The 24,912-nt window shown below is 73.8% G+C and carries 19 protein-coding genes and 1 riboswitch; of the genes, 11 read left to right on the top strand and 8 right to left on the bottom strand.

Going from position 1 to position 24,912, the window contains the following annotated elements; all coding sequences use genetic code 11:
• Positions 1–204: 204 nt before the first annotated feature.
• The 4 genes from EDJALFJO_RS09210 to EDJALFJO_RS09225 all read left to right on the top strand — a co-directional run bounded on the left by EDJALFJO_RS09210 (position 205) and on the right by EDJALFJO_RS09225 (position 4,062).
• The gene (locus EDJALFJO_RS09210; protein WP_088284424.1) at positions 205–1,029 is read left to right on the top strand and encodes a phytanoyl-CoA dioxygenase family protein; all 825 of its coding nucleotides are present in this window, start codon (positions 205–207) and stop codon (positions 1,027–1,029) included.
• 83 nt (positions 1,030–1,112) lie between these two features.
• Positions 1,113–1,197: riboswitch (ZMP/ZTP riboswitch) on the top strand.
• A 73-nt stretch (positions 1,198–1,270) separates the two neighbouring features.
• Positions 1,271–2,581, top strand: a complete 1,311-nt coding sequence (glyA, locus tag EDJALFJO_RS09215) for a serine hydroxymethyltransferase (protein WP_088284426.1) — start codon at positions 1,271–1,273, stop codon at positions 2,579–2,581.
• A gap of 4 nt (positions 2,582–2,585) precedes the next feature.
• Entirely contained in the window at positions 2,586–3,461 is an 876-nt protein-coding gene (locus EDJALFJO_RS09220; RefSeq protein WP_088284428.1) for a bifunctional methylenetetrahydrofolate dehydrogenase/methenyltetrahydrofolate cyclohydrolase, read from the top strand.
• 133 nt (positions 3,462–3,594) lie between these two features.
• Positions 3,595–4,062, top strand: a complete 468-nt coding sequence (locus tag EDJALFJO_RS09225) for a DUF1203 domain-containing protein (protein ID WP_088284430.1) — start codon at positions 3,595–3,597, stop codon at positions 4,060–4,062.
• Positions 4,063–4,144: 82 nt separating this feature from the next.
• On the opposite strand, the gene EDJALFJO_RS09230 is transcribed toward EDJALFJO_RS09225, so the two are convergent.
• Positions 4,145–5,383: a M20 family metallopeptidase gene (locus EDJALFJO_RS09230; protein ID WP_088284432.1), complete on the bottom strand. Its 1,239-nt coding sequence runs from the start codon at positions 5,381–5,383 to the stop codon at positions 4,145–4,147.
• 163 nt (positions 5,384–5,546) lie between these two features.
• Here EDJALFJO_RS09230 and EDJALFJO_RS09235 point away from each other — a divergent pair, with 163 nt between their 5' ends.
• From EDJALFJO_RS09235 to EDJALFJO_RS09250, 4 genes are all read left to right on the top strand, one after another.
• A complete protein-coding gene (locus EDJALFJO_RS09235; RefSeq protein WP_088284434.1) occupies positions 5,547–7,397 on the top strand; it encodes a long-chain fatty acid--CoA ligase in 1,851 nt (616 codons plus the stop codon).
• 58 nt (positions 7,398–7,455) lie between these two features.
• Positions 7,456–8,286 carry an exodeoxyribonuclease III gene (locus EDJALFJO_RS09240; RefSeq protein WP_088284436.1) on the top strand — a complete coding sequence of 277 codons (831 nt, stop codon included), beginning with the start codon at positions 7,456–7,458 and terminating at the stop codon, positions 8,284–8,286.
• Positions 8,287–8,510: 224 nt separating this feature from the next.
• Positions 8,511–11,330, top strand: coding sequence for a FlgD immunoglobulin-like domain containing protein (locus EDJALFJO_RS09245; protein WP_088284438.1), 2,820 nt, complete (start codon positions 8,511–8,513; stop codon positions 11,328–11,330).
• A 127-nt stretch (positions 11,331–11,457) separates the two neighbouring features.
• A complete protein-coding gene (locus tag EDJALFJO_RS09250) occupies positions 11,458–11,697 on the top strand; it encodes a DUF5302 domain-containing protein (RefSeq protein WP_088284441.1) in 240 nt (79 codons plus the stop codon).
• A gap of 12 nt (positions 11,698–11,709) precedes the next feature.
• Here the strand turns inward: EDJALFJO_RS09250 and EDJALFJO_RS09255 are convergent, their stop codons facing one another.
• The 5 genes from EDJALFJO_RS09255 to EDJALFJO_RS09275 are packed head-to-tail and all read right to left on the bottom strand — an operon-like array spanning position 11,710 to position 18,721.
• Entirely contained in the window at positions 11,710–14,220 is a 2,511-nt protein-coding gene (locus EDJALFJO_RS09255; protein WP_088284443.1) for an FAD-dependent oxidoreductase, read from the bottom strand.
• Positions 14,217–15,617, bottom strand: a complete 1,401-nt coding sequence (locus tag EDJALFJO_RS09260; protein WP_088284445.1) for an aminotransferase class III-fold pyridoxal phosphate-dependent enzyme — start codon at positions 15,615–15,617, stop codon at positions 14,217–14,219. The genes EDJALFJO_RS09255 and EDJALFJO_RS09260 overlap by 4 nt, the downstream gene beginning before the upstream one ends.
• A 1-nt stretch (position 15,618) precedes the next feature.
• Positions 15,619–16,533: an ABC transporter permease gene (locus tag EDJALFJO_RS09265; RefSeq protein ID WP_088284447.1), complete on the bottom strand. Its 915-nt coding sequence runs from the start codon at positions 16,531–16,533 to the stop codon at positions 15,619–15,621.
• Positions 16,530–17,441, bottom strand: coding sequence for an ABC transporter permease (locus EDJALFJO_RS09270; RefSeq protein ID WP_198950156.1), 912 nt, complete (start codon positions 17,439–17,441; stop codon positions 16,530–16,532). The genes EDJALFJO_RS09265 and EDJALFJO_RS09270 overlap by 4 nt, the downstream gene beginning before the upstream one ends.
• Positions 17,438–18,721: a spermidine/putrescine ABC transporter substrate-binding protein gene (locus tag EDJALFJO_RS09275; RefSeq protein ID WP_088284449.1), complete on the bottom strand. Its 1,284-nt coding sequence runs from the start codon at positions 18,719–18,721 to the stop codon at positions 17,438–17,440. The genes EDJALFJO_RS09270 and EDJALFJO_RS09275 overlap by 4 nt, the downstream gene beginning before the upstream one ends.
• 157 nt (positions 18,722–18,878) lie before the next feature.
• Here EDJALFJO_RS09275 and EDJALFJO_RS09280 point away from each other — a divergent pair, with 157 nt between their 5' ends.
• Entirely contained in the window at positions 18,879–20,036 is a 1,158-nt protein-coding gene (locus EDJALFJO_RS09280) for an ABC transporter ATP-binding protein (RefSeq protein ID WP_088284451.1), read from the top strand.
• On the opposite strand, the gene EDJALFJO_RS09285 is transcribed toward EDJALFJO_RS09280, so the two are convergent.
• Positions 19,969–20,658 carry a TetR/AcrR family transcriptional regulator gene (locus EDJALFJO_RS09285; protein WP_088284453.1) on the bottom strand — a complete coding sequence of 230 codons (690 nt, stop codon included), beginning with the start codon at positions 20,656–20,658 and terminating at the stop codon, positions 19,969–19,971. The two genes, EDJALFJO_RS09280 and EDJALFJO_RS09285, sit on opposite strands and share 68 nt — an antisense overlap.
• 149 nt (positions 20,659–20,807) lie before the next feature.
• Here EDJALFJO_RS09285 and EDJALFJO_RS09290 point away from each other — a divergent pair, with 149 nt between their 5' ends.
• Together EDJALFJO_RS09290 and EDJALFJO_RS09295 are read left to right on the top strand one after the other, a co-directional pair.
• Positions 20,808–22,007 (top strand): aminomethyltransferase family protein, encoded by a 1,200-nt coding sequence (locus tag EDJALFJO_RS09290; RefSeq protein ID WP_088284455.1) that lies wholly within the window; start codon positions 20,808–20,810, stop codon positions 22,005–22,007.
• Positions 22,008–22,012: 5 nt separating this feature from the next.
• Complete coding sequence (locus EDJALFJO_RS09295; RefSeq protein ID WP_088284457.1) at positions 22,013–23,629, top strand: NAD(P)/FAD-dependent oxidoreductase; 1,617 nt, start codon at positions 22,013–22,015, stop codon at positions 23,627–23,629.
• Between the two features lie 77 nt (positions 23,630–23,706).
• On the opposite strand, the gene EDJALFJO_RS09300 is transcribed toward EDJALFJO_RS09295, so the two are convergent.
• Positions 23,707–24,861 carry an aromatic ring-hydroxylating dioxygenase subunit alpha gene (locus EDJALFJO_RS09300; RefSeq protein ID WP_198950157.1) on the bottom strand — a complete coding sequence of 385 codons (1,155 nt, stop codon included), beginning with the start codon at positions 24,859–24,861 and terminating at the stop codon, positions 23,707–23,709.
• Positions 24,862–24,912 lie beyond the last annotated feature (51 nt).

Raw genomic sequence — 24,912 nt, forward strand, 5'->3', positions numbered from 1 at the left:
GTCGACGGCACCGGGACCCCGCCCGGTGACCCCGCCCCGGTCGAGCCGTTCACGGTGCAGGGCGGGCATCCCGACATCTGGAGCCTTCACCCATGGGCCACGGACGCGACCAACGCGGCGTACCACGGCAAGCCCCACTTCATCGTCTGGCACTTCCAGCTGTCGCACTGAGCCCGCTGCGTGCCGCGGCTACGATCCGGGTCCATGACCGACGCCGCGCCCGCCTACGTCGTCGACCCCGCGGACGTCGAGACCTACCGCCGCGACGGCGTCGTCGTCCTGCGCGGTGTCCTCGACGCGGCCGAGGTCGAGCAGGCCCGGGCGGGCGTCGAAGAGGTGCTCGCCCGGCCGAGCACGATCGCGCTCGTCGCGAGCGGGGCCGACGACCCGGGGCGGTTCTTCGAGGACTTCTGCCGCTGGGGCGACGTGCCGGCGATCGGTCACCTCGCGACGGCGTCCCGGCTGCCGTCGATCGCCGCCCAGCTCCTCGGCGGGGAGCAGGTCCGGCTCTACCACGACCACGTCCTCGTCAAGGAGGGCGGAACCCGGCAGCGCACGCCGTGGCACCAGGACCAGCCGTACTACAACGTCTCCGGGCACGGCGTCAGCGCGTGGATCCCGGTCGACCCGGTGCCCGAGGCGGGGTGCCTCGAGCTCGTCGCCGGGACCCACGCCGGGCCGTGGCTCATGCCGCGCACGTTCATGACGGGGGAGGCGAAGTGGTTCCCCGAGGGCGCCCTCGCCGAGCTGCCCGACATCGAGGCCGACCGGGCGGCGTTCGACATCAAGCACTGGGAGCTCGCCCCGGGCGACGCGATCTGCTTCGACTTCCTCACGGTGCACGGGGCGCCGGGCTTCCCGTTCGCCGGACGCCGCCGCGTGCTGTCGTTGCGCTACCTCGCGGACGACGCCCGGCACGCGCCGCGGCGCTGGCGGACGTCCCCGCCGTTCGAGGGTCTCGCCGACGACCTGGCGGACGGCGCGGAGCTCGAGCACCCGCTGTTCCCGGTCGTCTGGCCGGTCGCCTGACCGGTCGCAGGCCCACCTCGGGGCCGTCATGATGTGGAACTCCCCGACCACCATGCGGGATCACTCCCGGAGCGTTGGTAGCCTGACCGTGCCGTGACTGGCGTCGGGTGGGTCACCACCAGGGAGCGGCAGGAGCAGTTCCTCGGGTCGTCCGCCTGGGCCCGCAGGTGTGAGCAGTCCACCCGAGACCGCGCGGGCGACGGACGTCGCCACGCCAGCACCTCCCCGAGGAGACCACTGCATGTCCGACACCACCCAGTCCTCGCCCCTGCCTGCGTCGACGGCCGTGACGAACCGGTCGCTCGCCGAGACCGACCCGGAGCTCGCCGCCGTCCTCACCGGTGAGCTGGGCCGCCAGCGCGGCACCCTCGAGATGATCGCGAGCGAGAACTTCGCGCCCCGCGCCGTCCTCGAGGCGCAGGGCAGCGTCCTCACGAACAAGTACGCCGAGGGCTACCCGGGCAAGCGCTACTACGGCGGCTGCGAGCAGGTCGACATCGCCGAGGACCTCGCCCGCGACCGGGTGAAGGCGCTCTACGGCGCGGCCTACGCGAACGTCCAGCCGCACTCCGGCGCCCAGGCGAACGCCGCGGCGATGCACGCGCTCATCCGCCAGGGCGACGGCATCCTCGGCCTCGAGCTCGCGCACGGCGGCCACCTCACGCACGGCATGAAGATCAACTTCAGCGGCCGGCTCTACGAGGTGTCGTCGTACGGCGTCGACCCGCAGACGTTCCGCATCGACATGGACGTCGTCCGCGCCAAGGCCCTCGAGGCCCGGCCGAAGCTCATCATCGCCGGCTGGTCGGCCTACCCGCGCCAGCTCGACTTCGCGGCGTTCCGGGCGATCGCCGACGAGGTCGGCGCGTACTTCATGGTCGACATGGCGCACTTCTCCGGCCTCGTCGCCGCCGGCCTGCACCCGAACCCGGTGCCGTTCGCGGACGTCGTCACCTCGACGACGCACAAGACGCTCGCCGGCCCGCGCGGCGGGATCATCCTCGCCGGCACCGAGGACAACGCGAAGAAGTTCCAGTCCGCGGTGTTCCCCGGCCAGCAGGGCGGCCCGCTCATGCACGTCATCGCGGCGAAGGCGGCGGCCTTCAAGATCGCCGCGACGCCGGAGTTCAAGGAGCGCCAGGAGCGCACCCTGCGCGGCGCGAAGATCCTCGCCGAGCGGCTCCTCGCGGACGACGCGAAGAGCGCCGGCGTCTCGGTGCTCACCGGCGGCACCGACGTCCACCTCGTGCTCGTCGACCTGCGTGACTCCGTCCTCGACGGGCAGCAGGCCGAGGACCGGCTCCACGAGGTCGGCATCACGGTCAACCGCAACGCCGTCCCGTTCGACCCGCGCCCGCCGATGGTCACCTCCGGCCTGCGGATCGGGACGCCGGCGCTCGCGACCCGTGGCTTCGGCGACGAGCAGTTCGAGGAGGTCGCGGACGTCATCGCCTCGGCGCTGCAGCCGTCGGCCGACATCGAGACGCTCCGCAAGCGCGTCGAGCGGCTCGCCGCCGACTTCCCGCTGTACGACGGCCTCGAGGGCTGGTGACGGCGTGACGGCGCAGACTCTCGACGGCAAGGCCACCGCGAAGGCCATCAAGGCCGAGCTCGCCGTCCGGGTCGCCGCGCTCAAGGAGCGGGGCATCACCCCGGGCCTGGGCACGGTGCTCGTCGGCGACGACCCCGGCAGCCACGCGTACGTCGGCGGCAAGCACGCCGACTGCGCGGAGGTCGGGATCTCCTCGATCCGGGTCGACCTGCCGGCGACGGCCACCCAGGCAGACGTCGAGGCGGCCGTCGCGGCCCTCAACGCCGACCCGGCGTGCACCGGCTACATCGTCCAGCTGCCCCTGCCCAAGGGCCTCGACAGCGACCGGGTCCTCGAGCTCATGGACCCGGCGAAGGACGCCGACGGCCTGCACCCGACGAACCTCGGCCGCCTCGTGCTCAACGTCAACGCCCCGATGGCCTCGCCGCTGCCGTGCACCCCGCGCGGCATCGTCGAGCTCCTCGCGCGCTACGACGTCCCGCTCGCCGGGGCCGAGGTGTGCGTCGTCGGTCGTGGGGTCACGGTGGGCCGCCCGCTCGGGCTGCTCCTCACCCGGCGCTCGGTCAACGCGACGGTGACGCTGTGCCACACCGGCACGAAGGACGTCGCGGAGCACGTGCGCCGTGCGGACGTCGTCGTCGCGGCGGCCGGCGTCCCCGGTGTCATCACCGGGGCGATGGTCAAGCCCGGCGCGGCCGTCCTCGACGTGGGGATCACCCGTGTCCTCGACGACACGACCGGCAAGACCCGGCTCGTCGGCGACGTCGCGCCCGACGTCCGCGAGGTGGCGGCCTGGGTCGCCCCGATGCCGGGCGGGGTCGGCCCGATGACCCGCGCCATGCTCATCTCGAACGTCGTCGAGGCCGCCGAGCGGGCCTGACGGTTCGACCACAGCGCAACCAGAACCCCGTCCGCGGAGCCCGAACGGCTCTGCCGGCGGGGTTCTGGTTGCGTTCTGGCGCGCTGGTGACCGAACGCCCTCACACGGACGCCGTCCCCGCCGTTCCCTGGGCATGACGCTCCGACTCGTCCCCCTGCCCGCGCCCCTTCCGGACCTCGACGACCTCCCGCCCGGCGCCGTCCGGCGCGTCGTCGCCGACGCCCCGCACGCCTTCCCGTGCCGGCGCTGCCTGCGCGACGCCGAGCCGGGGGAGGCCCTCGTGCTCCTGCCGTACGACCCGTTCCTCGGCACGAGCCCGTACCGCCAGCCCGGCCCGGTCTACGTCCACGAGCAGGCCTGCGCGCCCCGGCCCGACGACCTCACCCTGGACGCCGGTCGGCCCGCCCCGGAGCAGCTCGCCCGCCGCCGGCTCTCGGTGCGCGCCTTCGACGCCGAGCACCTCATGGTCGCCGCCGAGGTCACCGACGGCACGGCCGTCACCGAGGCCGCCCAGGCCCTGCTCGCGGACCCCGGCACCGCCTACGTCCACGTGCACAACGCGGGCCCAGGCTGCTTCGCCGTCCGCGTCGAACGCGGCTGACCCGGGAAGGTCACCGCCTCAGGACCCGCCGGGCGCTCCCGAGCACCCGGCGGGCAGAGAGACCGCGATCTCCGGACGGCGCTCAGCCGGTCGCTAGGGACGTCAGCCGGCGCTGCGCGAGCGCGGCGTAGAACGCCGCCCCCTGCGGGAGCACCGAGTCGTCGAACGCGGCGAGCGGGGAGTGGTTGCTCGGGGCGGTCGCGACGTCGCGGCCCGGGGCGAGCGCCCCGACGAAGAGCATCGCGCCGGGCACCTGGGCGAGCACGCGGGAGAAGTCCTCGGAGCCGGCGATCGGGTTCGGCAGCCGCACGCTCGTGCGCGAGCCGAAGAGGTCGTCGGCCACCCCGAAGGCGAACTCCGTCTCGGCGACGTCGTTGACGGTCACCGGGTACTCCTGGGCGTACCGGACCTCCGCGGTGACGCCGTGCGCGAGCGCGACGCCCGTGCAGACCTCCTCGCACATCTGCCGGACGACCTCGCGCACCGCCGGGTCGAACGTCCGGATCGTCGCCTCGAACGTCGCGGTGTCGGGGATGATGTTCCGCTGCGTGCCGGCGTGGAACGTGCCGACGGTGAGCACCGCAGGGGCGAACGCGTCGACGACCCGGGTCATCCGGGCGTGCAGCGCGGTGACCATCTCGCAGGCGGCCGGCACCGGGTCGGCCGCGACGTGCGGGGACGACCCGTGCCCGCCCCGCCCGCGGACCGTGACGAACAGGCCGTCGCTCGCGGCCATGATCGGCCCGCTGCGGCCGACGACCGTGCCGCGCGGCGTCAGGTTGCTCATGACGTGCAGCGCGAACGCGGCGTCAGCCCGCCGGCCGGCCGCGTCGAGGACGCCCTCCGCGATCATGTGGCCGGCGCCGTCGTAGCCCTCCTCGCCGGGCTGGAACATGAGGACGACGTCGCCCGCGAGGTCCGCGCGGTGCCGGGACAGGATCCTGGCCGCGCCGACGAGCATCGCGGTGTGCAGGTCGTGCCCGCAGGCGTGCATCCGCCCGTCGACCTCGGAGCGGAACGGGACGTCGGCCTCCTCGTGCACGGGCAGGGCGTCCATGTCCCCGCGCAGCAGCACGACCGGACGGCGTCCCGCAGCGCCCGTCCCGCCGTCCGCAGCGAGCCCCGCACCTCCGCGCAGCACCGCCGTGACCGACGTGGACGTCGTCCCCGTCGTGATCTCCAGCGGCAGCCCGGCGAGCGCCTCGAGCACGGTCTCCTGGGTCGCCGGAAGCTGCAGCCCGAGCTCGGGCCGGCGGTGCAGCCGGTGCCGGAGGTCGGCGAGTTCGTCCGCGAGGGCCGAGGCGTCGGCGAGGAGGTTCATGCCCCAGTAGTACCGCCCCGGCCGGGGGTGACGCACCAGCCACCTCCACGGGTCGCGGACGGACCCGGTTCTCGGGCACCATGCCTGCAGGTCCGTCGTTGTGACGTGCAGCACCCGCCCTGCGCGAGTGGCGGGCTCCCACCCTCTCCTGCAGGAGGCTCCGATGACGCAGCCCGCCACCGCCGACGCACCCACCGGCCGGCCCGACCCGAGCTCGTCCGTCGCCGCGACGTTCCTCGACACCGCCCGCCGCCGGGCCGGCGCCGAGGCCTTCCGGTCGCCGACGGCGGACGGCTCGTGGTCGTCGCTGACCTGGGCCCGGACCGCCGAGCGCGCCCGTGAGCTGGGGGCCGGCTTCCTCGCCCTCGGCATCGGCGTCGAGGACCGCGTCGCCATCGCCTGCGCGACGCGGATCGAGTGGGTCCTCGCCGACCTCGGCGTCCTCGTCGCCGGCGGCGCGACGACGACCGTCTACCCGAACACCCGCCCCGAGGACGTCGCGTTCATCCTCGCCGACTCGGGCAGCGTCGTCGTCGTCGCCGAGGACGCCGGCCAGCTCGAGAAGGTGCAGGCGCACCGGGCCGACCTGCCCGCCGTCCGGCACGTCGTGCTCGTCGACCCGGCCGGCGTCGACGTCGCCGGCTCCGACGGGTTCCTCCTGACCCTCGACGACCTCGCCGAGCGCGGCCGGGAGCTCCTGGCGACGACGCCGTCCGCCGTCGACGACCGGGTCGCCCAGCTCACCCCGCAGCACCTCGCGACGCTCATCTACACCTCCGGGACGACGGGCAAGCCGAAGGGCGTCGAGCTCACCCACGACAACTGGCTCTACATCGGCGAGGCGACCGAGGCGATCCGGGTGCTCCACGAGGACCACCTGCAGTTCCTCTGGCTGCCCCTGTCGCACGTGTTCGCCAAGCTCCTCGTCGCGGCGCAGGTCAGGGTCGGGTTCGCGACGGCGGTCGACGGCCGGATCGACAAGATCGTCGAGAACCTTGCCGTCATCAAGCCGACGTTCATGGCCGCGGCGCCGCGGATCTTCGAGAAGGTCCACGCCCGGGTCAACTCGACGGCCAAGGCCGAGGGCGGCGCGAAGGCGAAGATCTTCGACTGGGCGTTCGGCGTCGGCCTGGAGTGCGTGCGGCACGAGCAGGCGGGCCGGGGCGTCCCGACCCTGCTCGGCCTGCAGCGCGCGGTCGCCGACAAGCTCGTGTTCTCCAAGATCCGCGAGCGGCTCGGCGGGCGCCTCGAGGTGCTCGTCTCGGGCAGCGCCGCGCTCGCCCCGCAGATCGCCGAGTGGTTCGCGGCCGCCGGCATGCCGATCTGCGAGGGCTACGGCATGACCGAGTGCGGCGGTGCGGCGTTCGTCAACCGCCCGGGCAAGGTCCGGATCGGCACCGTCGGCCAGGCGCTGCCGGGCACCGAGGTGAAGATCGCGGACGACGGCGAGATCCTGCTGCGCAGCCGCGGCGTCATGCGCGGCTACCACCACCTGCCCGAGCAGAGCGCGGAGATGCTCGTCGAGGGCGGCTGGCTCGCGACCGGGGACGTCGGCGAACTCGACGCCGACGGCTTCCTCAAGATCACCGACCGCAAGAAGGACCTCGTGAAGACGAGCGGGGGCAAGTACATCGCCCCGTCGGCCATCGAGGGCTCGCTCAAGGCGGCGAACCCGCTCATCGGCCAGGCCGTCGTCATCGCGGACGGCCGCAACTTCGCGTCCGTGCTCATCACCATCGACGCCGACGCGGCGACCGCGTGGGCGACGTCCAACGGCAAGGACGTCGAGGCGGTCGTCACGGGGCGCGACGAGCACGTGCACGCCGAGATCCGGACGGCGGTCGAGACGGTCAACGGGTCGCTCAACCGGTGGGAGACGGTCAAGGAGTTCCGGATCCTCTCCCGGGAGCTCACCGTCGAGTCCGGCGAGCTCACGCCGAGCCTGAAGATCAAGCGCGCGGTCGTCGTCCGCAACCACGCGGCGGTCATCGAGGAGATCTACCCGAACGGCTGACGGCGGCCGGACGGCGCTCGCGGCCGGACCTGTCGGCCGGGGCTGACAGGATGGCCGCGTGCTGACGATCGCGACCGCCAACGTCAACGGGGTCCGGGCCGCGGTGCGCCGCGGGATGGGCCCGTGGCTCACCGGCCGGGCCCCGGACCTCCTTGCGCTGCAGGAGGTCCGGGCCCCGGACGACGCCCTCGTCGAGGCGCTCGGGGAGGGCTGGCACGTCGTCCACGAGGAGGCCGCGGCGAAGGGCCGCGCCGGGGTCGCCGTCGCCGGCCGCCGCCCGTTCGAGGCGGTCCGGGTCGGGCTCGTGCCGGCCGGGGTCGACGCCTCCGCGTACGACCACTCCGGCCGCTGGGTCGAGGCGGACGTCGCGCTCGACACTGCGTCGTCCGGCGCCGGGCTGCTCACCGTCGTCTCGACGTACGTCCACACCGGCGAGGCGGGCACCCCGCGCCAGGTCGAGAAGCACGCCTTCCTCGACGCGATGCTCGCCCGGATGACCGAGCTCGCCGCCGACGGTCGGCACGTCGTCGTCATGGGCGACCTCAACGTCGCGCATCAGGAGGCGGACCTCAAGAACTGGAAGGGCAACCTCAAGAAGTCCGGCTTCCTCCCCGAGGAGCGGGCCTGGTTCGACCGCCTCTTCGGCGAGCATGGCTGGGTGGACGTCGTCCGCGCCGCCGCGGGGGAGGGGCCCGGCCCGTACACGTGGTGGTCCTGGCGCGGCAAGGCCTTCGACACCGACGCCGGCTGGCGGATCGACTACCAGATCGCCTCCCCGGGCCTGGCCGCCCGCGCGGTCAAGGCCGAGGTCGACCGGGCGCACACGTACGCGGCGCGCTGGAGCGACCACGCACCGGTCGTCGTGGAGTACGACGTCCACGCGCGCTGAGCGGCACCCCTGGCCCGTCACGCGCAGCACCGGTCGGTGACGCAGAGGGCGGCCGGCACGGCGACGGGGTGAACGTCGGGAGGCGGACACCGTGGTGATCTTCACGCCGAGGGGGCGCACCGGGTATCTTCCGCGTGCGCGCGCCACCTGCCGGGAGCACGCCGAACGGCCGGCCTGACGCACGCGGGCCGCCGACGGGGGTCCGCGTGCCAGGGAGACCGACCATGCAGCTGCGCCCCCGCTCAGCGGCCGTCGTCGTCGCGGCCGTCTGCGCCGGCCTGCTGACCGGCGTCCAGCCCGCACAGGGCCTGCCGCCGGGTGCCGTCACCCTCCCCGTGGCCGAGGACCCGTCGCTCTCGCAGACCGTCAGCGTGGTCGGGGCCGACCCGGACCGGCTGCTGGCGGTCACGACGGCGTGGAACGGCCGGCGCTTCTGGACCGCGGGCGCGGACCTCGTCGCCGTCCCCGGCGTCGCGGGCTCCCGGGTGGTGCTCGTCGGTGACACCGTCGTGTGGCCGGTGACCGTCGGCGGTGTCCTCCAGGTGCACCGGCGTGACCTCGGGACGGGCGTCGAGACGGTCGAGGACGGCGGTACCGACGTGTTCGTCACCGCCGGGCCGACCGGCTGGCTCGCCACGAGCGGCGGGCAGCTCGTGTTCCGCAGCGGGACCACCCGCCGCGTGCTCCTGCCCGGTCTCCCGTCGTCCGGCGTGTTCACGCAGATGGACGCGACGACCGCCCTGTTCTCGTACGTCCCCGCGGGCACCGGCACGGTGCACCTGGCGGCCTCGGACCTGGCCACGGGGACGCTCAACGACCTCGGGACCCTGAGCTCCTCGAGCCTGTTCACCCTGACGCCGTCCTCCTACGTCTGGATGCAGACCCCGGCGACGCCGGCGCTCGTCCGGCAGGACCGGGCCACCGGGGTCCGGACGACGGTGCCCGCGCCAGGCCCCGCCTCGGTGGCGCGGCTGGCGGCCACCGACACGGCGACGGCCTGGGTCGCCGTGGCCGGCGGGATGGTCGTCCTCCCGACCGCCCCGGGCGCCGCCCAGGTGCCGGTGCCCGGCCCCTGGGCCGACGTCGACGCGCGGGGGACCGGGTTCGTCGCCTCCCGGTCCGGGACGGCGGGGGTCTCCGGGCTCTGGTCGGTCTCGGCAGCGGGGACCGCATCGAAGGCCATGCCGCTGCCCGCGGTCCCCGAGCGGTACACCACGCTCGACCTCGACAACGGCCGCGTCGTGTATGCCGGCGGCCTCCGGCGGGGCCCGCTCACGGGCAGGGACTCGGCCCTGGCCCGGACCGTCTCGGGCACGACCACCCTCGTCGCCGGGGCGGAGTCGACGCTCGCGGCCGACCCCGCCTTCGTCGGGGTCTCCGGGACCCGCCGCGCGCTGGCGACGCTCGACACCGGCCTGCCGATCGACTTCGTGGACGGCGGCACGGTCACCGGCCGGGCGGTCGGTGCCCGGGCCAAGGTCTCCGGGCCGTACGCCGTCGTCGACGGCACCCTGCCCTACCGGGTCTCGGGGAGCCGGGTCGCACTCCCCGCGGCCGACGGCACGCCCGTGGCGAGCGACGTGTACGGCAGCCGGTTCGCCTACGTCCGCACCGACGGCACGGTCCGGCTGCTCGACGCGACGAAGGCGCTCTCCGCGACGAACCCGGTGACGGTCGGCACCGGGGCCTGCACCACGTGCGCGTTCGTCGTCGGCATCGCCGCGGACACCGTCGCCTGGAGCACATCGGCGGCGCCGTTCGGGGTCGCGTACGACGTCCGGGCGAAGACGACCCGCACCCTCGGCCTGACGCCCGGGGCGGTCGGTGACGGGGTCGTCGTGAGCACCGCCGGCGCGGCCTTCGACCTCGCCACACCCGGGAGCGCCGCCGTCGTGCTCGGCCCGGCGAACGGCTCGCTCACCCTCGCCGCCGCCGACGACCACCGCGTCGCCTGGACCGGCCCCGACGGCGCGATCACGGTGGCCAGGCTGCCCTTCGGCACGGCCCACCGTCCGCGGGTGCTCGGCGTCGTCGCCCGGTCGGCGTTCTCGCCGAACGCCGACGGCAGCGCCGACACCTGGGCGCCGGCCTTCGACCTGTCGAAGCCGGTGCCGGCGGTGACGCTGACGATCCGGTCCGGGACGACGGTCGTGCGGACCCTCACCGGCACCGGTGCCCTCGGCAGCGTCCGGGACCTTGTCTGGGACGGCCGGAACACGGCCGGGTCGGCTGCTCCCGACGGCTCCTACACCTGGACCCTCACCGGTGCCGCGGCGGACGGCGAGGGCGGTGTCGCGGCCGTCGACGGCACCGGCGCGGCCACCGGCACCGTCATCGTCGACCGCGTCGCCGAGACCGTGACCCTGAGTGCGACGTCGTCGACGGCCGCCACGCGGACGACCGGGGGGATCCCGCTCACCTGGAAGCCCGCCGGGGCGGCGAGCCGTGCGGCCGCCGTCTACGACGTCCGCTGGCGCATGGTCATGTACGACTTCGACCGTGACGTTGTCGTCTACGACACCGCACAGGCCCTGCGCACCGGCACGACGGCCACCGCGTACACGGTCCCGGAGAGCAATGTCTTCCGCGGGAGCACCTACCAGTTCGCGGCCCGGGTCCGGGACGGCGCGGGGAACACCGGTCCGTGGTCGGCGTGGGTGGACTCCCAGCAGTCCCTCGACGACCGCGACCTGTTCCGGACGGCGGGCCCGTGGTCGTCCTCGACGGCGTCCGGGTCGTTCCTCGGCACGACGACGACCGCGACGAGCCAGAACGCCATGCTCGACGGTGCGGTGATCGGCTCCCGGCTCTACGTCTGGGCGACGACGTGCCCGACGTGCGGCGAGATGCGGGTCGGCGTGGCCACCCGGTCGGTCGGCGGGTCGTCGTTCTGGGTCGTGGACACCCGCTCGGCCACGACGAAGAGGAAGGTCCTCGTGCTGAGCAAGGTGCTCCCGCGGGGGTACCAGAGCGTGACGATCATGCCGTGGGGCACGTCCGGGCGACCGCGCATCTACGTGGACGCCGTCGGCAGCGACTTCTGACCGCAGGACCGCTGGGGACGGGTCGGCGCGCCCACGCCCAACCCCTGTGACGGGCCTGCCGTCCCCGTGCGAGGCTGGGGGCGACCAAGGGGCCCGCGACGGCCCCAGGTGCGAGGAACGGAGCAACATGGCCAGGTCCACGTCGACGCCCGGGGACGACAGCCCGGAAGACCTCGCTCCCGAGACGGGCGACGCGGCCCCCGCGGGCGAGAGCGACGCGAAGCGCCGCTTCCGTGAGGCGCTCGAGCGCAAGAACGCCAAGCACCACGCGTCGGCCGCGGCCGGCGAGTCGGGCGACTCGAAGGTGCACTCGGCGCACGGCCCGGCGGCGCAGCAGAAGCAGTTCCGCCGCAAGAGCGGCGGCTGACGGCAGCAGTCCTCAGCCGAGGATCCGGCTGCGGCCGGGGTCGTAGAACGGCCGCAGCGAGCACGTCGCGGGCACCCGGGTGCCCGCGACGTCCACCTCGAAGCTGCCCTCGGCGAGCCACGCGGCGGTGACGCCGTCGCCGCCGTCCCGTTCGCACATCGCGAGCCCGACGCTCGCGCCCAGGGTGTGCCCGAACGCGCCCGCGCGCAGGTAGCCGACCCAGGACCCTTTGTGCAGCAACGGCTCTCCGCCGTGCAGGAGCGGCTCCGGGTCGTCCAGGAGCACGTGCACCATGCGTCGGGTCCGGTCGGTGCGCGCGGCGAGCACGGCGTCCCGCCCGGCGAACGGCGCGGGCTTGTCGGTCGCGACGGCGAACCCCAGCCCGGCCTCGACGACGCCGTCGGTGTTCTCGATGTCGACGCCGTAGTCCCGGTAGCCCTTCTCCAGTCGGAGCGACTCCATGGCGGCGAGACCGACCGGCCGGGTCCCGAGGTCGGCGCCGGCCGCGAACAGGCTGTCCCACACCGACACCGCGAGGTCGGCGGGCACGTGCAGCTCGAACCCGAGCTCGCCGACGTACGTCACCCGCAGCGCGAGCACCCGGGCGTACCCGACCTCGAGCCGGCGGGCCGTGAGGTACGGCCAGGCTGCGTCCGAGACGTCGTCCGGCGTGAGCCGCGCGAGCAGCTCGCGCGAGCGCGGGCCCTGCACCGACAGCAGCGCCGTGCCGGCGGTGACGTCCGTGACGACCGCGTGCTCGCCGTCCCGCCGGGCCCGGCGCAGCAGGCTCGCGACCCGGCGGTGCGTCACGTCGCTGCTCACGACGAGCATCTCGTCGTCGGCGAGCCGGGTCACGGTGACGTCGGCGAGGATGCCGCCGCGGTCGTCGAGCCACTGGGTGTAGACGACCCGCCCGACGTCGCCCGCGACGGCCCCGGCGCTCACCCGGTCGAGCAGCGCCGCGGCGTCCCGGCCCTGCACGAGGAACGTCGACATGAGCGTCATGTCCATGACGCCGACCGCCTCCCTGACGGCGCGGTGCTCGGCGGCGACGAACGCGTGCCAGGGCTGGCGCCCCCACGACCGTGTCACCTCCACGGCGGCCGGGTCGGTGCCGGCCGGGGCGAACCACAGCGGGTACTCCCAGCCCGCCGAGACGCCGAACCGCGCGCCCGCGGCGGCGAGCCGCTCGTGCAGCGGCGTCCGCCGGACGCCACGCGCGGAGGCCGGCTGCCACGCCGGGAACGCGGCGTCCCCGAAGAGCGCGCCGAGCTGCTCGACGGTCCGCTCCGCGCGGAACCGGCGGGTCGTCTCGTGCGGCAGCGCCCGCTCGACCCCGTAGTGCGTCACGTCGACCGGTGGCAGGCCGTCCACGACCCACTGCGCCACGACCGACCCGACGCCGCCGCCGAGCAGGATGCCGAGCGAGTTCAGCCCGGCGGCGACGAAGAGGTTGTCGACCTCGGGCGTCGGGCCGAGCATCGGGTGCAGGTCGGGCGTGAACGACTCCGGTCCGCAGAAGAACGTCCGCACCCCGACGCCGTCCAGGCTCGGCACCCGCTCCATCGCCCCGGCGAGGACGTCCCCCACCCGGTCCCAGTCCGGCCTGATGGTGCCGAACGCGAAGTCGTCCGGGGCACCCTCGACGTGCCACGGCCCGGCGACCGGCTCGAAGAGGCCGACGAGCATCCCGCCGGCCTCTTCCCGGTAGTACCCGTACCGGTCCGGGTCCTCGACGACCGGCAGGTCGCGGTGCACCCCGGGCACCGGGTCGGTGAGCAGGTAGTAGTGCTCGGCGGCCTGCAGCGGGACGTCGACCCCCGCGAGCGCGGCGACCTGCCGTGACCACAGGCCGGCGGCGAGCACGACCGTCTCGCACTCGACCCGGCCGGCGTCGGTGAGCACCGCGGTGACCCGGCAGCCGTCGGCGCCGGCGCCCCACAGACCGAGCGTGCCGCCCCCGGTCGTCTCGAACCCGGTGACCCGCACGCCCTCGACGACCGTCGCGCCGCCCGCCCGCGCGCCCTTGGCGAGCGCCGTCGCGCAGCCGACCGGGTCGGCCCGGCCCTCGTCGGCGACGTAGAAGGCCGCGAGGACGTCGTCGGTGCGGCCGATCGGCCACAGCGCCTCGACCTCGGCCCGGGAGACCTCGACGTTGTCGACGCCCAGGCCGCGCTGCCAGGCGGACTCCCGGCGCAGCGTCTCGAGTCGCTCGGGGTTCGTCGCCAGGTGCAGGTGGCCGGTCTCCCGGAACCCCGTCGAGTGCCCGGTCTCCGTCTCGAGCCGGGCGTAGAGGTCGCGGGAGTAGCGCGCCATCCACAGGCTCGTCTCGTCGGCCATCCCGGCCGAGGTGATGAGCCCGGCGGCGTGCCACGTCGTCCCCGAGGTCAGCTCGTGCCGCTCCAGGACGAGGACGTCGCGGACCCCGAGCCGGGTCAGGTGGTAGGCGACGCTGCAGCCGATGTTGCCGCCGCCCACGACGACGACGCGGGCCCGGTCGGGCAGCGGGGCAGTTGCGGTCACGCGTCCTCCTCGGGCGGGTCCGCGGCGACCTCGCGGACGGCGTCCGCGACCTGCTCGCAGGACCACTCGAACAGCTCGGGCTCCATGGTCAGCGGGGGCTGCATCCGGTACAGCGGCTTGTCCGGCTCGCTGATCGCCAGGACGCCGCGGCGCAGCGCCGCCCGGTGGACGGCGTGCTGGAAGGCCGGCGCCGGGGCGATCGAGGCCATGTCGGTGACGAGCTCCAGGCAGGCCCAGCCGCCGACGCTGCGGACGTCGCCGACCTGCTCGACCTCCTCCACGAGCGGCCCGAGGACCCGCTCGGCGGTCCGCTGCATGGACCGGGCGTTCTCCAGGACGCCGCCGGACGTCAGCAGGTCCAGGCCGGCGAGCGCCCCGGCGCACGCGGCGGGCTCCCAGGCGAAGGTGCCGCCGAGGTGGGCGTGGGACCCGGCCATGACCTCCTCGGTGCCGAGGACGGCGGCGAGCGGCTGCCCGCCGGCCGCCAGGCCCTTGCCGAGGAGGAGCACGTCGGGGCGCAGCCCCCACAGGTCCGCGGCGAACACCTCCCCGCACCGGCCGAGGCCGGTCTGCACCTCGTCGAGGACGATCTTCCAGCCGTACCGCGTCGCGAGGTCGGTGAGCCCGGCCCACCAGGCCGCGGACGGCGCGAGGATGCCCGCCTCGCCGGCGACCGGCTCGACGAGCACCCCGGCGACCTGCGACGGCTCGACCTGGTGGCGCAGCACCCACGTCTCGAGGTAGTCCAGGTAGATCGTGTCGTCGTACGGCCCGGGGCCGCGGTGGAAGGGTGCCCGGAACCGGTTCGGGTACGGCACGAGCACGAGCCCGGGCGCGTACTGCGCGTTGTTCGACGTGTTGCCGGGCAGGTCGGTCGACGCCGCGGCCGTGAGGTACGTCGACTCGCCGTGGTACTGACCGAGGAACCCCAGGACGATCGGCCGGCCGGTCGACTCCCGGGCGAGCTTGACCCCGGCCTCGACGGCCTCGGTGCCCGTCACGGACGGCGCCGCGCGGGTGATCCCCGGCGGCGCGAGGGCGACGAGCCGTTCGGCGAGCGCGACGACCGGTTCGCTGACGAGGTACTGGGCGATCTCCATCCCGTACCGGTCCCAGGCGGTCTGCACGGCCGCTCGCACGGACCGCGGCTGCGCGCCGTACGGTGCCGCGCCCCAGGCGCTCAGGTGGTCGGCGAAGACGTTGCCGTCGACGTCCTCGAGGACGTGCCCGGTCTTGCGCCCCAGGACGACGGGGACGTTGCCGCCGTCGCGCAGCGGCCCGTTGAGGACGGCGTCCTTGCGGGCCAGCAGCTCGGCCGATCGCGGCCCGGGCAGCGGGGTCCGGACGCCGGGCCACGGTGTGCGGCCCCCGGCGTCCGGTGCGCCGTCGACGGTCACGTCACACCTGGCCGGCGAACGCGCCGAGGGAACCGGGTTCCTCCTGGCCGCGGCCGAACCGCTTGACGGCGAGCCAGCCGAGCAGGACGACGACGAACGACGCGACGAGCATGAGCGTCGCGACGGCGTTGAGCGCCGGGGTCGGCGCGCCGCGTGCGGTGTTGTAGATCTTGATCGACGTCGTCTCGGTGAACGCGTCCGACGACAGGTAGCGGACGATGACGAAGTCGTCGAGGACGTCGGCGAAGACGAGGACGGCGCTGGTGAAGATCGCCGGCATGAGCATCGGCAGCAGGACCCGGCGCATCGCCCCGAACGCGCTCGCCCCGAGGTCGCGGGCGGCCTCCTCGTACTGCGGGCCGATCGTCGCGAGCCGGGCCCGGACGATGACGACCGGGTACGACAGCTGGAACGTCACGAGCCCGACGACCTGGGCGGTCGTGCCGAGGACGAACGGGGTCGCGAGCAGCGTGATCATGTAGAACAGCCCGACCGCCAGGACGATCTCCGGGATGACGAACGACAGGAGCATCGTGAAGTTCGCCGACGCGGGCAGCCGGCCGTGCCAGCGGTCCAGGCCGAGGGCGAACGCGACGCCGAGCGGGACGGCGACGAGCGTCGTGAGGAGCCCGAGCGTCAGCGTGTGCGTCAGGGCCCGGCGCAGCGACTCGTCGTGGAGCACCGACAGCGTCGGGTCGGCGTAGTACCAGCGCATCGAGAAGCCCTGCCACGCGCTGCGCGAGCGCCCGCTGTTGAACGAGAACAGCACGGCGAGGAGCACCGGTGCGAGCGACCACACGAGGTACCCGACCGTGACGGCGGCGAGCACGTAGGGCGGGCGCCACGGGCCGCGCCACGAGCGGCCCCTGGCGACCGGTGGCGTCGCGACGGGCGGCGCCTGCGGGAGGGCGGTCACGACGCGAGGTCCGAGCGGACGGAGGAGCGGACGTAGAGCAGCATCGGCACCGCCATGGCGAGCACGAGGACCAGGACCAGCGCACCCGCCTGGCCGGCCTGGCTCGGGTTCGCCACGGAGGTGTTGATGAGGTTGCCGAGCATCGCCGTGCTCGGCGAGGCCGACAGCAGGTCGTTCGTGAAGTAGTCCCCGGTCATCGGCAGCGCGACGAGCACGAGGCCGGCGAGCACGCCGGGCACGCTCATCGGCAGCACGACCCGCCGGAACGTCTCGAACCGGCCGGCGCCGAGGTCGCGGGCCGCCTCGAGCAGCGCCGGGCTGATCCGGTCGAGGGCCGCGTACATCGGCAGGATCATGTACGGCACGTAGCCGTAGACGAGCCCGAGGACGACGGTCGTGGGCCGCCCGGACAGGAACGTCACCGGGTCCGCGACCAGCCCCGCGCCGCCGAGCAGTCGGTTCACGAGGCCGTCGTCCGCCAGCAGGTTGACCCAGGCGAGCATCCGCATCATGTAGCTGATCCAGAACGGCGCGACGATGAGCGCGAGAACCAGGCCACGCCGGCGTCCGGAGTGCCGGGCGACGAACCACGCGACCGGGTAGGCGACGGCGAGGCAGCCGGCGACGGCGAGCAGCACGTAGACGACGGTGCGGACCATCACCGGGCCGAAGAAGCCGTCCGGTCCGGTGAGCCGGGAGAGCACGTAGCCGAACTGGTCTCCCGACCAGTCCCGCGGGTTCCAGGCGGGGACGACGGAGCGGAAGACCGGGTCCACCGTGCCCGTCGAGATCGAGACGACGACGTACAGCGGCACGAGGAAGAACACGGCCAGCCAGACCGCGCCGGGCAGGGTGAGGGCGACGCCGAGCAGGCCCCGGCGACGGTCCCGGGGCGCCGTCCCGCTCACGCCCCGGCCTTGAACCGCGTCCAGGTGTCCTGCCACTTCCCCTCGGCCGCCGGCGTGAGCTCGAGCGAGCGGTAGCCGGACTCGAAGTACGACGGCAGGACCGTCGCGGCGGCCAGGCCCTGCGGGGCGTAGCCGTCGGCGACGAGCCTGCTCGGGTCCAGGCTGTTGAGCGGCGGCTGGTAGCCGACGAAGGTGAAGTTCTCCTTCGCGACCTCGTCGTCGAGCAGGTGGTCGAGGAACAGGTGCGCGAGCACCGGGTTCTTCCCGCCGCTGAGGATCATCATGAGGTCGTTGTTGACCATCCCCTTGCCGTCGGCCGGGAACCAGTACCGCAGCACCGAGGCGTCCGTGCCCTTGGGCAGGTAGCCCTGCGCCGCGATCATGTCGCCGGACCAGGCCTGGGAGATGTCGAGCTTGCCCTCGGGGATCGCGATGTAGTCGGTGATCGTCACCTGCGGCCGGGTCGCCTTCGCCATCGCCGCGAGGTCCTCGCGGACCTTCGCGAGGACGGCGTCGTCCCCGGTGTTGATGTCGGTCCCGCCGGCGCGCAGGATCGCCATGGAGATGACCTCGCGGTAGTCGTCGAGGACGGCGAGCCGGCCGGCGTACTGCGGGTCCCAGAACACGTCGTACGGGTTGGCGCGCGCGCCGATGTCCTCGTTCACCCGGTCGGAGCGCCAGCCGATCCCGGTCGTGTAGGTCACGTACGGGACGGTGTACTGCCAGCCCTGGTCGTACCAGGGGTCGGTGAACTGCGGCCACACGTTCGTGATGTTCGGGATGTAGGAGTGCTGCAGCGGGCGGACCAGCCCGGCCGTCGCGAGCTTGCCGATCTGGTCGTAGCTGGGGAAGTAGATGTCGTACGGGGACCCGCCCGCACGGATCTTGGCGAGGGACTCGTTGGTGTCGTTGAACGTCGAGACGACGACCTTGACCCCGGTGTCCTTGTACTTCTTCTCGAAGGACTTGATGACGTCCGGGTTGATGTAGTCGACGTAGTTGTACAGCTGCAGCGTCGCGTCCTTCTCCGGCGCGAGCCCGGCGCCGATCGGGGCGTTGCCCTCGAGGACCGGCCAGCGCACCGGGCTCGCCGGCGAGGCGGCGGTGAGCGTCGGGCTGCCCGACCCGCCGCTGCCCGCCGTCAGGCCCGACGTCGGGCGCTCCCGGGCGCAGCCGGCGAGCAGGCCGGCCCCGGTCAGGGCGGCCAGGCCCAGGACGCCCCGGCGGCTGGGGCCGCGGCGCACGAACGGGTTCGGCTCGGGACGGCGGTCGGCGGGCATCGGACCTCCTGCGGTGCGGTGGACGCGGCACCGGCCCCGCGGGCTGGGACCACTTGCGCCCGGCGGGTGGCGACGGATCCGTTGCCGGAGCGTTGCTGCCCGCGGCGGGCGGTACCTAGACTGAACGCTCAGTCAGAACTTGGCAAGAAGGAGCCGCATGGCCGAGCGGAGTGCGACCACGGTCCGTGACGTGCCACCTACGCGGGCAGGGGGATCCGTCCGGCTCGAGGCGCTGTCGAAGAGCTACGGCGCCGTCCCGGCGGTCCGCGGGATCGACCTCGACGTCGCGGCCGGCGAGTTCTTCTCGCTGCTCGGCCCCTCCGGCTGCGGCAAGACGACGACGCTGCGGCTCGTCGCCGGGTTCGAGCAGCCGGACGGCGGCCAGGTCCTCATCGACGGGCAGGACGTCTCCGCGGTGCCGCCGGAGCGGCGCCCGGTCAACACGGTCTTCCAGAGCTACGCGCTCTTCCCGTTCATGTCGGTGCGGGACAACGTCGCGTTCGGCCTGCGCTACGCGGGGGCCTCCAAGCAGGAGACCCGGCAGCGCGTCGACGAGGCGCTCGCCCTCGTGCAGATGTCCGCCTACGCCGGGCGCCGCCCCGCGCAGCTGTCCGGCGGGCAGCAGCAGCGCGTCGCGCTGGCCCGGGCGCTCGTGCTCGGCCCGCGGGTGCTCCTGCTCGACGAGCCGCTCGGTGCGCTCGACGCCAAGCTCCGCAAGGCCCTCCAGCTCGAGCTCAAGAGCCTCCAGGAGGCCGTCGGCATCACGTTCGTCTACGTCACCCACGACCAGGACGAGGCGCTGACGATGTCCGACCGGATCGCCGTCATGTCCGGCGGGCTCGTCGTCCAGGTCGGCACGCCGACCGAGGTCTACGAGCGCCCGGCGACCGCCTACGTGGCGGACTTCCTCGGTGCCGCGAACGTCGTCCCCGTCGACGTCGTCGGCCCGGACGGCGACCGGACGGCGTTCCGGCTCGCCGGGCAGGTCCTGCTCGCAGGCGGTCCGGAGCACGCCCCGGGCTCGGCCTCGCTCGTCGTGCGGCCCGAGCGGCTGCGCCTCGTCACGTCCGGCCACGCCGTCGCGCCCGCGACGCCGCAGGCCGGCGGGCAGCCCGTCCCGGACGCGAACGTGCTGCCGGCGACGGTGGCGCGCCTGGTCTACCGCGGCGCCCACGCGGACGTCGTCGTCGAGGTCGGGGGCGGTGCCCGGTTCTCGGTGCTCGTCCCGGCGGACGCGTCGTCCGGGCTCAGCCAGGGCGGCGCGGTGCAGCTCGTCCTGCCGCCGGAGTCGCTGCGGCTGCTGCCGCCGCAGTGACGCCCGCCGCGCCGGGAGGTCCCGCGAGGGTCCCGGCCGGCAGCGCGAGCTCGGCCTCGGCGAAGCCGGCCGACCACGCGATGACCGCGGCCCGGTCGATCGGGACCCGGTGCGCCACCGACTGCAGGGCGAGGCCGTCGAGCAGCGACAGGATCCGCCAGGCAGCCCCGTCGGCGTCCGGGCAGACGAACACCCCGGCCGTGACCCCGTCGCGGACGCACCCCGCGAGCACCTGCTGCCACGTCACGTTGAGCCGCTGCGAGGTCTCCCGCAGGGTCGGGCGGCGGGCCGCCTCGGCCCACGCGTCGAGCCAGAGCTGGAACGCCCAGTCCTGCTCGGCCCGCGCGTACGTCGCGAAGAACGCCCGGAGCCGCTCGACGGGGCCGGTCTGCGCCTCCACGGCCGCGGTCGTCAGCTCGAGGTCGGCCGTCGCCGCCTGCTCGAACGCGGCCGCGAGCAGGTCGTCCATCGAGGCGAAGTAGTGGTGGACCAGGCCGCTCGACGTGCCCATCCGGTCGGCGACGTCACGGACCGTCGTCGCCGCGATGCCCTTGTGCAGCATGACCTCCAGGGCGGCCGCGACGATCGCGGCCCGGCGCTCGTGCGGGGTCATCCGGGCCATGCGGCAAAGGCTAGGCACCTGTTGCGCAGGTGTCCAACAGCGATCTAGGGTGAGCCCACCTCGCCCGGCCGACCGCGCCCGTCCACGCGCCCGTCCACCCAGGTCGCACACGTGCAGCGGTCTTCCGGTCCGACCCGGGAGCGACGCCGATGATCAGGACGACTCCGTTCCACCCGCGACTGTCCGAGCTGAGCACGACCGGTCTGTGGTCGCACTGGGCCGGCTACCTGTCCGCGCAGAAGTACGACATGTCCGCCAAGCACGAGTACTTCGGCATCCGCAACAGCGCCGGCTTCTTCGACTCCTCGCCGCTGTACAAGTACTGGGTGCGCGGCCGGGACGCCGAGCGGTTCCTCGCCGGGGTGCTCGCGCGGGACGTGCGGACCTGCCGCCCGGGCCGGGCGCAGTACACGATCTGGTGCGACGACGCCGGCTTCCTCCTCGAGGACGGCGTCGTCTTCCGCCACTCCGACAACGAGTTCATGCTCACCGCCGCGGAGCCCAACCTGGGCTACCTGCGTGACCTCGTGGGCCGCCTCGACGTCGAGGTCGTCGACGTCTCGCAGGAGTACGGCGTGCTCGCCGTCCAGGGCCCGCGCTCGCGCGAGATCCTTGCCCGGCTCTCCCCGGACGTCGCGGCGCTGCCCTACTTCGGGCACGCCCAGACCAAGGTCGGCGCGGCGTCGGTGACCGTCTCGCGCACCGGCTTCACCGGCGACCTCGGCTACGAGATCCTCGTCCCCGCCGCCGACGCGCTGCCGGTGCTGGACGCGGTCATCGAGGCCGGCACCCCGTACGGGATGCGGCCCTTCGGCGAGCAGGCGCTGCTCATGGCCCGCATCGAGGCCGGGCTGCTGCTCGTCGACGTCGACTTCTCCTCGAGCCGCTACGCGTGGACCGACCACGACCGGGTCACACCGGTCGAGCTGGGTCTGCGGTGGATGCTGCGCGGCATCGACGACCCGGAGCGGCCGTTCGTGGGCCGCAAGGCGCTGCGCGCCGAGATCGCGGGCGGGACGTCGCGCTGGGCGACGGTCGGGATCGTCGTCGACTGGCAGGACTGGGACCGGGTCTGGACGCGGGCCGGTCTCGTGCCGCCGAAGGACGAGACCCCGCTCGACTACGAGTCGATGCTCTACGACGCGGACGGCGGCCGGGTCGGCTACGCGACGAGCTTCATGTACTCGCCGGTGCTCCAGCGCCACATCGGGATCGCCCGGGTCCGGCCCGACCACGGCGCCGTCGGCTCGACGGTCGGCCTCGAGGTCACCGTGAACCACCAGTACGAGACGGTCGCCGCGCAGGTGGCCCGGCTCCCGCTCTTCAACCCCGAGCGAAAGACGGCGTGAGGCAGATGAGCCCGACCAGCCCGACCAGGACGGCCAAGAGCCGCGAGTACGACGCGATCGTCATCGGCGGCGGCCACAACGGCCTCGTCAACGCCGCCTACCTCGCGAAGGCGGGCCTGTCGGTGCTCGTCGTCGAGCGCCGGCACCTCGTCGGCGGGGCGGCGATCACCGAGGAGCTGTACCCCGGCTTCCAGTTCACGACGTTCTCCTACGCGCTGAGCCTGCTGCGGCCGGACATCATCCACGAGCTCGACCTCGTGCGGCACGGCTTCATGCCGATCCTCATGCCGTCCTCGTTCGCGCCCATGGAGAACGGCGACTACCTGCTGCTCGGGCCCGACCGGGACGAGAACCTCAAGGAGATCATGCGGCACTCCGCGCACGACGCGGACGCGATGGACCGCTACGAGCACGACGTCGAGCGGGTCTGCCAGCTCGTCAAGCCGCTCTTCGACCGGGTGCCGCCCAACCTCTTCGGGAAGTCCCCGGAGGACCTCGCGGACCTCGCGTGGCTGCGCTCGCACCTCGGCGACGCCCCGGCGAAGGTGCTCCACGACGCCGTCCGGATGCTCACCGGCAGCGCCGCGGACTTCCTCGACGACTACTTCGAGAGCGACATCCTCAAGGGCTACATGGCCTCCTCCGGGATCATCGGCACCAAGGTCGGCCCGATGTCCCAGGGGTCCGGGCTCGTGCTTCTCTACCACTCGCTCGGCGAGCACGACGGCCAGTTCGGCGCGTGGGCGTTCCACAAGGGCGGCAACGGCGGCTTCACGCAGGTGCTCGCCCGGGCGGCGCAGGCGTTCGGCGTCGAGATCCTCCTGGAGTCCGAGGTCGACCACGTCGTCACCCGGGACGGCCGGGCCGTCGGCGTCGTGCTCGGCGACGGCACCGAGCTGACGTCGCGCACCGTCGTCAGCGCGGTCGACCCGCGGCGCACGTTCCTCGAGCTCGTCGAGCCGCGCGAGCTGCCGACCGACCTCGTCGAGAACATCAACCGCTTCCGGTTCCAGGGCACGAGCGCCAAGGTGAACTTCGCCCTCGACGGCGCCCCGCGCTACCCGGCCCTCGGCGACCGCACCGACCAGTACCGGGGCTTCACGAACATCGGGCCGTCGATGGAGTACCTCGAGCGGGCCTTCGACGACGCGAAGTACGGCTGGTACTCCCAGCGCCCGTACCTCGACTGCGCCGTCCAGTCGATGGTCGACCCGGACATGGCCCCGCCCGGCAAGCACGTCATGTCGTGCTTCGTGCAGTACGCGCCGTACCACCTGCGCGGCAGCGACTGGGACACCGAGCGGGAGAAGTTCGGCGACACCGTGCAGGCGACGCTCGAGTCGTTCTTCCCGGGGTTCGGCGACCTCGTCCTGCACCGCGAGGTCGTCACCCCGCTCGACATCGAGCGCGTCGTCGGGCTGTCGGAGGGCAACATCTTCGCGGGCGAGTTCTTCGCCCCGCAGATGTACTTCTTCCGCCCGGCGCCCGGCTGGAGCCAGTACCGCACCCCGATCGACGGCTACTACCAGTGCGGCTCCGGCACCCACCCCGGCGGCTGCGTCATGGGTGCGCCGGGCAAGCTCGCGAGCGGCCAGATCCTCGCCGACCTCCGCCAGGAGTAACCGTCCTCTGGTGGGTCGCGCACCCAAAAACTCAGTCTTGGGGTGCGTGACCCACCAGAGGACGGGCTCGCGGGGGGTCAGACGGGCTGCGCTTCGGGCTTCACATGGACGGGCCGGCCGGCGTAGCCGCGGGCCACCATCGTCACGAACTGGTAGACGCCGTCCTCCTGGGGCGACAGCGGGCCGGCGGTCGCGAGGCCGGACTCCATGCCGCGCTGCACCGACTCGCAGGCCGCCCAGTCCTGCTTGTTCGTCACGTCCCAGAAGTCGACGGCGTACGCCGGGTCGAAGCCCGGCCGGGACGTCGCCTCGACCGGGAACGACCACGCGCACTCGACCCACGTCCGGTTCGGGCCGAGCGGCGCCATCCGGTGCGTCATGACGTAGTCCGGGTGCGTGCTGACGAGCAGGTTCGGGAAGACCCCGAGGTAGTCGACGCGGGTCGAGGCCCACTCGTCGAGGCCGGGGATGAGGACGCCGTCGCTGTGCCCGTCGAGCGACATCGTCGCCATCCCGGGGCGGATGTCCATCCAGCCGCCGACCCAGGCCCCTGGGGCGTACCAGTTCTCGCCGCTGTCGGGCGGGCTCACGGCGCACAGCTCGGGGTGGATCTCGGGGCAGTGGTAGCACTCCTGGTAGTTCTCGCTGATCGTCTTCCAGTTGGCCTGGACGACGTATGTGTGCCGGGCGGCGACGACGAGCCGCTCGGGCCGGTGCAGCGCGAGCCGGTCGCCGAGCGCGCCGAGGTACTCCTCGAGCGGCGGCGCCTGCCCGGAGAGGTCGACGAAGACGTACCCGTGCCACTCCTGGACCCGCAGCGACCGCAGCGGGAACTGCGCGGCGTCGAAGTCGAAGGCGCCGTCGTAGCCGGGGGCGGCGAACAGGTCGCCCTCGAGGGTGTACGACCACGCGTGGTACGGGCACACGACCGAGCGCCGGGTCGTCGCCCCGCCGCACGGCAGGATCTCGTGGCCGCGGTGCCGGCAGGTGTTCGCGAACCCGCGCAGGGCGCCGTCCTTGCCGCGCACGAGCAGGACGCTCGTGCTGCCGACCGGCTCGGCCCGCTGGGCCCCGGGTTCGGCGAGGTCGGCGGCGAACCCCGCGCACTGCCAGCCCGTGAAGAAGTTCCGCTGCTCCCACGCGAAGACGTCGGGGGAGGTGTACGCCTCGGGCGGCAGCATCCGGCTGCTGCCGAACGGCGCGAGCGCGGCCTGCAGGGCAGCCTCGGGCACCGGGTGGGTCCTGTCCGCGGGGGAAGCGTCCTGACTGAGCATGCAGTCAGG

Source organism: Kineosporia sp. A_224, from assembly GCF_002198655.1.
Classification (GTDB): Bacteria; Actinomycetota; Actinomycetes; order Actinomycetales; family Kineosporiaceae; genus R-H-3.

What these genes read in the sequence shown, in the direction of transcription:
- EDJALFJO_RS09280 (WP_088284451.1), top strand. Translation starts at nt 18,879, where the DNA reads ATGGCCGAGCGGAGTGCGACCACGGTCCGTGACGTGCCACCTACGCGG.
- EDJALFJO_RS09285 (WP_088284453.1), bottom strand. Translation starts at nt 20,658, where the DNA reads ATGGCCCGGATGACCCCGCACGAGCGCCGGGCCGCGATCGTCGCGGCC.
- EDJALFJO_RS09245 (WP_088284438.1), top strand. Translation starts at nt 8,511, where the DNA reads ATGCAGCTGCGCCCCCGCTCAGCGGCCGTCGTCGTCGCGGCCGTCTGC.
- EDJALFJO_RS09290 (WP_088284455.1), top strand. Translation starts at nt 20,808, where the DNA reads ATGATCAGGACGACTCCGTTCCACCCGCGACTGTCCGAGCTGAGCACG.
- EDJALFJO_RS09225 (WP_088284430.1), top strand. Translation starts at nt 3,595, where the DNA reads ATGACGCTCCGACTCGTCCCCCTGCCCGCGCCCCTTCCGGACCTCGAC.
- EDJALFJO_RS09210 (WP_088284424.1), top strand. Translation starts at nt 205, where the DNA reads ATGACCGACGCCGCGCCCGCCTACGTCGTCGACCCCGCGGACGTCGAG.
- EDJALFJO_RS09275 (WP_088284449.1), bottom strand. Translation starts at nt 18,721, where the DNA reads ATGCCCGCCGACCGCCGTCCCGAGCCGAACCCGTTCGTGCGCCGCGGC.
- EDJALFJO_RS09250 (WP_088284441.1), top strand. Translation starts at nt 11,458, where the DNA reads ATGGCCAGGTCCACGTCGACGCCCGGGGACGACAGCCCGGAAGACCTC.
- EDJALFJO_RS09230 (WP_088284432.1), bottom strand. Translation starts at nt 5,383, where the DNA reads ATGAACCTCCTCGCCGACGCCTCGGCCCTCGCGGACGAACTCGCCGAC.
- glyA (WP_088284426.1), top strand. Translation starts at nt 1,271, where the DNA reads ATGTCCGACACCACCCAGTCCTCGCCCCTGCCTGCGTCGACGGCCGTG.
- EDJALFJO_RS09295 (WP_088284457.1), top strand. Translation starts at nt 22,013, where the DNA reads ATGAGCCCGACCAGCCCGACCAGGACGGCCAAGAGCCGCGAGTACGAC.
- EDJALFJO_RS09235 (WP_088284434.1), top strand. Translation starts at nt 5,547, where the DNA reads ATGACGCAGCCCGCCACCGCCGACGCACCCACCGGCCGGCCCGACCCG.